This is a genomic window from Paenibacillus sp. 01T422, from assembly GCF_056398785.1.
The window spans coordinates 1-543 of sequence record NZ_JBFTQB010001579.1 but is presented as its reverse complement, the minus strand read 5'-3'; the positions used below and the strand labels follow the sequence as shown (position 1 = coordinate 543).

Annotated in this window: 1 protein-coding gene; it reads left to right on the top strand. The window is 37.6% G+C overall.

Features of this window, described 5'->3' with window-relative positions:
• Window positions 1-64 precede the first annotated feature (64 nt).
• A partial coding sequence (locus AC1DUA_RS40280; RefSeq protein WP_477504968.1) for a class I SAM-dependent methyltransferase occupies window positions 65-543 on the top strand: 479 nt, incomplete at its 3' end.

Below are 543 nucleotides of genomic sequence, written 5' to 3'. Positions count from 1 at the left end.
CAACTGCATACTTAAAATGAATCTTTGCAGGAATGATGTTTTCAATGAGGGAGTGAAGCTAAGAGTGAATATCATCAACACTGTCATCAAAGATCAATGGAATCAGTGGTCCGATACCTGGTATCAAAAGTACCGAACAGATGAAGCCATAACAAAAATTAGTAATTCTCCTGAGTCGGCCTTTCATCGCATGACGTATTCCATGATTCAGGAAGCTATACCAGATATGAATGGCAAACGGGTTTTGGTTCCTTCAAGTGGCGATAATCATGCCGTCTTTGCCTTTCAATTAATGGGGGCAAAGGTGACGTCATGTGATATTATTTCGGAGAAACTAGAGAACGCTTACAATATCGCTAAAAATCATGATTGGGATATCGAATTCATTTGCGACGATACGATGAAATTAGCTAAAATTAGCTCTAATGCATATGACTTTGTATACACATCAAATGGCGTTCATATTTGGATAAACGATTTAGAATCCATGTACAACAACATTCATAGAGTACTTAAGCAAAAAGGGACCTACATCATGTTGTT